General features: G+C 65.5%; 4 protein-coding genes and 1 pseudogene. All 5 read right to left on the bottom strand.

The annotated features are described in order from the left end of the window. Nucleotides 1-86: 86 nt before the first annotated feature. Complete coding sequence (gene puhA, locus I5M_RS11765; RefSeq protein ID WP_022721589.1) at nt 87-851, bottom strand: photosynthetic reaction center subunit H; 765 nt, start codon at nt 849-851, stop codon at nt 87-89. A gap of 21 nt (nt 852-872) precedes the next feature. After that, nucleotides 873-2,306 (bottom strand): MFS transporter, encoded by a 1,434-nt coding sequence (locus tag I5M_RS11770; protein ID WP_022721590.1) that lies wholly within the window; start codon nt 2,304-2,306, stop codon nt 873-875. Next, entirely contained in the window at nt 2,303-3,004 is a 702-nt protein-coding gene (gene bchM / locus I5M_RS11775; protein WP_022721591.1) for a magnesium protoporphyrin IX methyltransferase, read from the bottom strand. Before bchM ends, I5M_RS11770 begins: the two co-directional genes overlap by 4 nt. Continuing rightward, entirely contained in the window at nt 3,004-3,942 is a 939-nt protein-coding gene (gene bchL, locus I5M_RS11780) for a ferredoxin:protochlorophyllide reductase (ATP-dependent) iron-sulfur ATP-binding protein (RefSeq protein ID WP_022721592.1), read from the bottom strand. Before bchL ends, bchM begins: the two co-directional genes overlap by 1 nt. Next, a pseudogene (locus I5M_RS29585) lies at nt 3,939-6,738 on the bottom strand (magnesium chelatase subunit H). Before I5M_RS29585 ends, bchL begins: the two are co-directional and overlap by 4 nt. Nucleotides 6,739-6,791: the final 53 nt, after the last annotated feature.

Below are 6,791 nucleotides of genomic sequence, written 5' to 3' on the forward strand. Positions count from 1 at the left end.
CTTGTAGGTCGGTTTCCCCTGCCAGATCACGCGCTCTCCCTCCGGCAGGGATTGTGGAAGCTCGTTGACCTGGATGGGGAGGTCGCTCATACGATCGGCTCCTGACGCAGCGGCGTGGCGTACAGAGTGCCGGCGCCGTAATACGCACAGACCTTGTCTTCCTCGAGCTTGGTGATCTGGTCGCTCTTGGCGAGCGTCGGCACGCCGGCGAACTGATCACCGCGGATGGCGTCGACCGAGACCTTGCCGACCGGATCGTTGATCAGCGCGAACGGCACCGGCAGCAGCACCCGCTTCTTGCTCTTGGCGACTTCGACCTCGAGGTAGCGGGCGATGATTTCGGCGCGGTCGACCCAGACTTCGGTCACCGTGCCGCCAACCACGCCGTCACAGCCGACGACGGCCATGCCGACCGGGTTCGGATCGCGCGGATCGAGGAACAGGCCCTTGGCGGCGCGCAGCGGCGCGATCGCCGGCAGGTTGTCGAGGGTGAGCTCGGGCACATCGGCGCGCTGCGCGTAGGAGCCCGGGCCGACGCCGTCGGCGAACGGATTGCCGGTCGGCACGAACGGAGCACCCGGCCACGGCGCGGTCGGCGCGAGCGCGACGTTGGGACGATCGTTGGAGGTCGACGGCACGGTCTTGGTGGCGCCGCCACGCAGCAGGTAGGTCTTCGCATCCGGCGCACCCGGGATGCCAGTCTTGGTCAGACGACCCGAGCCGGTGTCCGCGATCAGCGGATAGCCTTCCCGCTTGTCTTCCCGGCGCAGATAGTAGAGCAGGCCGGCGAAGAAGATCCAAAATACGTACAGGGTAACCTGTGCTAAGTCCAAATACGCTCCGGGTTGCATGACAGACCCCTTCCTCTGAAGTTAACCTGGAAATTCGGCGAGGCCGAATTTGGCTGACGATTGCGCGTAGTTCGTTCGTGTGGTTCGCACGAGCGGACCAACCGCAATGAGCGTTGCGAACAGCAACGCGATCTCGATGTTGTAGACAAAGCTGTAACCGATGGCCGGGCCCGACAGCGTCGATCCGAGCGCGCCGTCCGCCGCCAGCACCGCAACGGCATCGCGCAGCGCGCCGCCGAGCAGAATGCCGCCGCCGGCCGCAGTGGCCTGCACCGCGCCCCATGTGCCCAGCGCCAGGCCCGGATCGCTCTCGGATGCCACCGCCATCGCGGCCGTCAGCGTGCCGGCCGCGAATAGGCCGCCACCAAAACCGATGAGCGCCGTGCCGAACCGGAACAGCAGCACAGACTGCGCCGCCGCCGACAGGATCACCGCCGCGAAGGCGAACACGCCGACCAGCGCGCCGAGTCCGGCGAGGCGATATGGATCGCCGCCGCGGCCGAGCTGCCGCGCCGCAATGCCGAAGCCGGCGAGCGTGCCGAGGGCGAAGAACGCAGTGAGCGCCGTGGTCTGGCCGACGGTCAAACGCAACACTTCGGCGCCATACGGCTCGAGCAGAATGTCCTGCATCGAGAAGCCGGCGGTGCCGAGCGCAACCGCGACCAGCATTCGGGTCGAACCACCGGCGGCGCGGAAACGCGCCCAGGAACGATTGAAGTCCGGCCGCTCGCGACTCGCCGAGGTCAACGCCGGATTACGGGCTTCCTGCTTCCATAGCGCGACGATGTTCAGCAGCATCTGCGTGACCGCGACACCCTGGATCACCTGGATGAGCTTGATCTCGTTGAAGTTGCGCAGCAGCTCGCTGAAGATCAGCGCCGCGCCGGTCATGCCGACCAGCAGCATCACGTAGAGGAATGCGACCACGCGAGGCCGCGAATGCTCGGGCGCCAGATCCGTCGCGAGCGCGAGGCCCGCGGTCTGCGTGGTATGCATGCCGGCGCCGACCAGCAGGAACGCCAGCGCGCCGCCGATCTCGCCATAGACAGCGGGATATTCACCGCCGCCGGACAGCACCAGCAGCGCGAACGGCATGATGGCGAAGCCGCCGAACTGCAGCAGCGTGCCCATCCAGATATACGGCACGCGTCGCCAGCCGAGCACCGAGCGGTGATTGTCGGACTTGAAGCCGATCAGGACGCGCAGCGGCGCGAACACCAGCGGCAGCGACACCATCGCCGACACCAGCAACGTCGTGACGCCGAGCTCGACGATCATCACCCGGTTGAGCGTGCCGTTGAGCAGTACGATCGAGGCGCCGACCGAGACCTGGAACAGCGACAGCCGCAACAGACGGCCGAGCGGCAGTTCTTTGGTGGCGGCATCGGCGAACGGCAAAAAGCGCGTTCCCACGCGCATCCAGCCTTTCGTCCATGTGGCCGCCCGCGCACTCATCGAGGTACCATCTCCAGCGCCTGAGAGGTGTAGAATCCGCGCGACACGCGGTGAGTGCGGCCCGGATGCCAGCTCTGCAGCGCCGGGTCGGCAGCAATCAGATCGCGCAACTTGGCTTCGCTGATCGGTTCGATCGCCGGCGCACGATCGGCACGCGGGAAGAAGCCGCCGACGAAATGCATCGCCGCAAGCAATGGTGTCTTCGGCGCGAACGTCACCGCCATCGAGCGACGGGTGCGAGACGCTAGAGTCGCCAGCATCTTGCAGATGTCGTGCGGCAGGTAATGGATCAGCGAGTCCATCGCCACTACGAAGTCGAATTCGCCGAGCGCGGGATCGAGCATGTCGCCGGAACGGAAATCGATCGCTGCGGGATCGATTTCCTCGGGCAGTCGCTCGCGCGCGACATTGACCAGCGTGGGCGACAGGTCGATCGCGAGCACATGGGCGCCGCGCCGTGCTGCGGCAATCGACAAAGCGCCGGTGCCGCAGCCGGCATCGAGCAGGCGCATCCCGGTCATGTCATCGGGCAGCCAGGACAGCAGCGTATTACGCATCTCGTCGCGACCAGCGCGAACAGTGGCGCGAATGCCGCTGACCGGCGCATCCGACGTCAGCTTGGCCCACGTATCGGCCGCGGTGCGGTCGAAATACGTCTCAAGCTCTCCGCGTCGCTCGATGTAGCTGCCCACGGCCATCAATCAAATCCCAGGAGATCAAAGATGTCGCGATCCTTCAGCGGCTTGCCTTGAACGGGAGGTTCCTTCGCCTCCCACAAGTCGGAAGCCAGCCGAAGATACTCATTTTGCACAGCCTCGATTTCGGCGGTGTGATCCATCTCAAAAAGTGTCATCTTTTTGAGACGGCTCTTCCGGATGACATCGAGGTCCGGGAGATGCGCGACGCGCTTGATACCGGTGCGCTCGCCGAATTTGTCGATCTGGTCAGTCTCGCGACTGCGATTGGCAATCACTCCCGCAAGCCGGACACCGTAGTTCTTCGACTTCGCCTGGATCGCTGCTGCAATTCGGTTGGCGGCGAAGATGGAGTCGAAATCATTCGCGGCGACGATCATCGCGCGCTCGGAATGCTGCAGCGGCGCCGCGAAGCCGCCGCACACCACGTCACCGAGCACGTCGAAGATCACCACGTCGGTGTCTTCGAGCAGATGATGCTCCTTGAGCAGCTTCACCGTCTGGCCGACGACGTAGCCGCCACAGCCGGTGCCGGCTGGCGGGCCGCCGGCTTCGAGGCACATCACGCCGTTGTAGCCCTCGAATACGAAGTCTTCGGGCCGTAGCTCTTCCGAGTGGAAGTTCACTTCCTCCAGCACGTCGATCACCGTGGGGATCAGGCGCTTGGTCAGGGTGAACGTCGAGTCGTGCTTGGGATCGCAGCCGATCTGCAGCACGCGCTTGCCGAGCTTGGAAAACGCCGCCGACAGGTTCGATGAGGTCGTGCTCTTGCCGATGCCGCCTTTGCCATAGATCGAGAACACCTTGGCGGTGCCGATCTTGACGTCGGGGTCGAGCTGCACCTGGACGCTGCCCTCGCCGTCGCCCTCGGCGCATTTCGATGCGTTGAGGTCGGCGCAACCGGAAGTCTTGAGCTTGAGCGGATCGGTGAGGAAGTTCATGCGGCCACTCCTACGCCTTCAAGGCGATCCTCGAGCTCTTCGCCTGCCTTGCGCAGGGTTTCGAGCATTTCAGGGTCCGGAGACCAGTAGTTACGTTCGTGCGCTTCGATCAGGCGGTTGGCGACCTTCGCCGAAGCCACCGGGTTGAGCGCGGCGAGCCTCGCCCGCATTTCCGGATCGAGCACGAAGGTTTCGGTGAGTTGCTTGTAAACCCACGGCGCGACTTCGCCGGTGGTCGCCGACCAGCCCATCGTATTGGTGACGTGCTCTTCGATCTGGCGCACGCCCTCATAGCCGTGCTTGAGCATGCCCTCGTACCACTTCGGATTCAGCATGCGGGTGCGGGTCTCGAGCGCGACCTGCTCCGATAGCGTGCGGACCGTGCCGGCGCCGCGGGTCTGGTCGCCGATATAGACCGGCGCCGCCTGGCCGCCCTTGGCCTTGCGCACCGCGCGACTGATGCCGCCCAGCGTGTCAAAGTAGTGATCGACCGTGGTGACGCCGAGCTCGACCGAGTCGAGGTTCTGATAAGCGAGATCGACGTCGGCTAGCGCGCTCTTGAGCAGATCGGCGTGCTGCACCGGCTGCCCCCTTGAGGCCGTAGGCGAAGCTCCTGCGCTTCGGTAGGGTGTCGGCGAGCTGGTCTTCGTCTTCCCAGCGGCTGTTCTCGACCAGATGGTTGACGTTGGAACCGTAGGCGCCGTCGGCATTGCCGAACACACGCAGCGACGCGGTCTCCATGTCGCAATTGTGCGCGGCCTGATAGGCCAGCGAATGTTTGCGGATGAAGTTCTGCTCGGCGGGCTCCTCGGCACTCGCCGCCATGAAAGCGGCTTCGGCCAGCAGCTTGATCTGCAGCGGCAACAGGTCGCGGAAAATGCCCGACATGGTGATGATCACGTCGATGCGCGGCCGCCCGAGTTCTTCCAACGGGATCAGATCCGCACCGGCGAGGCGGCCGTAGCCGTCGAACCGCGGCCTTGCACCCATCAGCGCCAGCGCCTGGCCGATCGGCGCGCCTTCGTTCTTGAGATTGTCGGTGCCCCACAACACGATCGCGACGGTCTCGGGCAGTGCATTGCCCTCGGCGATGTGCTTGTCGATCAGCCGCTGCGCCTGCTTGGCGCCGTCCTGCAGCGCATAGGCCGACGGGATTCGGAACGGATCGAAGCCGTGCAGATTGCGGCCGGTCGGCAGCACTTGCGGCGTACGTAGCAGATCGCCGCCCGGCGCGGGCCGGATGAACTTGCCGTCGAGCGCGCGCAGGATCGCAGCGAGTTCGTGATCCTCGGCCAGCAGCTTGTCGATGCCGGCCAGCTCCTTGAGCATGTCGAGATTGGCCTGCGCCTCCGGGCCGGTACCCGACAGATGTTCGGGATGGCCGCCGCGCACCAGCGCTTCGAGCAGCGCTTTGTCGGGGCGCTTGCCGTGCATCGCATCCGCGACCGCTTCCAGCGTCTCGACCCGCTCTTCTTCCGACGGCACGTTGCCGACAACATGAAGCCCGTGCGGGATCAGCGCGTACTCCATCTCCAGCACCGCATCGGCGAGCTTGGCGATGGCGGCGCCCGCCTCCTCGGCGGTCCACGCCGGTTCGGCCGGCGTGAGGTCGAGGCCGGCGGCTTGTGCCTGCACCAGCACCGCAAGGTTCTCGCGCTCGGTTTCTTCCTCCGGCGTCAGTCCGCGCCAGCGCTCGATCGAAGCCTTGAGATCGAGCAGGCCGCGATACAAGCCGGCATGCGCAACCGGCGGCGTCAGGTAGCTGACCAGCGTCGCGGCCGAACGCCGCTTGGCGATCGCGCCCTCGGACGGATTGTTGGAGGCGTACAAATACATATTCGGCAGATCGCCGATCATGCGGTCGGGCCAGCAGGTGCCGGACAGGCCGGTCTGCTTGCCGGGCATGAATTCCAGCGCGCCGTGGGTGCCGAAATGCAGCACCGCGTGGGCGCCGAAATCCTGCTTGATCCAGCGATAGAACGCCGAGAAGGCATGCGTCGGCGCAAACCCCTTCTCGAACAGCAGCCGCATCGGATCGCCTTCGTAACCGAAGGCCGGCTGCACGCCGACGAACACGTTGCCGAAGCGCTCGCCGAGAATGAAGATCGACGAACCGTCGCTCTGGTGCTTGCCGGGCGCCGGCCCCCACTGCGCCTCGATCTCGCGCAGATAACGTTCGTTCTTGACGTGATCGCCGGCCAGCACGCGCGCGTGGACGTTGGCATTGGCGCCGAAGCGCGACGCATTACCGTTGATGATAGCTTCGCGCAGCGCATCGACGCTCTCGGGGACTTCGACCGTGTAGCCCTCGGCCTTCATCGCCTTCAGCGTGTTGAACAGCGACTCGAACACACCGAGGAACGCCGCGGTGCCCGTGTTGCCGGCGTTCGGCGGGAAGTTGAACAGCACTGCCGCGACCTTGCGGTCCTTGCGTTCGCTCCGCCGCAGCGCGACCAGCTTGGCGGTGCGCGACGCAAGCATCTCGGCGCGCTCGCCGCAGACATGCATGTCGCCGCCGCTCTCGCTGCGCTCGAACTTACAGAACTTCTCGCAGCCCGGGCAGGCGATGTCGCCGCCATCGGAGCGGCCGCCATAGACCATCGGACCGGACGAGCCGTCGAGCTCGGGGATCGCCACCATGATGGTGCTCTCCACCGGCATCAGGCCGCGGTCGGACGCCGCCCATTGCTCCAGCGTCTGGAATTCGACCGGATGCGCCGACAGATACGGCACGTCCAGCGCGGCGAGAATATCCTCGGCCGCCTTGGAGTCGTTATAGGCCGGGCCGCCGACCAGCGAGAAGCCGGTGAGCGAGACGACGGCGTCGACCGTCGGACGGCCATTGTGGA

This window comes from Rhodopseudomonas sp. B29, from assembly GCF_000333455.1.
GTDB lineage: Bacteria > Pseudomonadota > Alphaproteobacteria > Rhizobiales > Xanthobacteraceae > Rhodopseudomonas.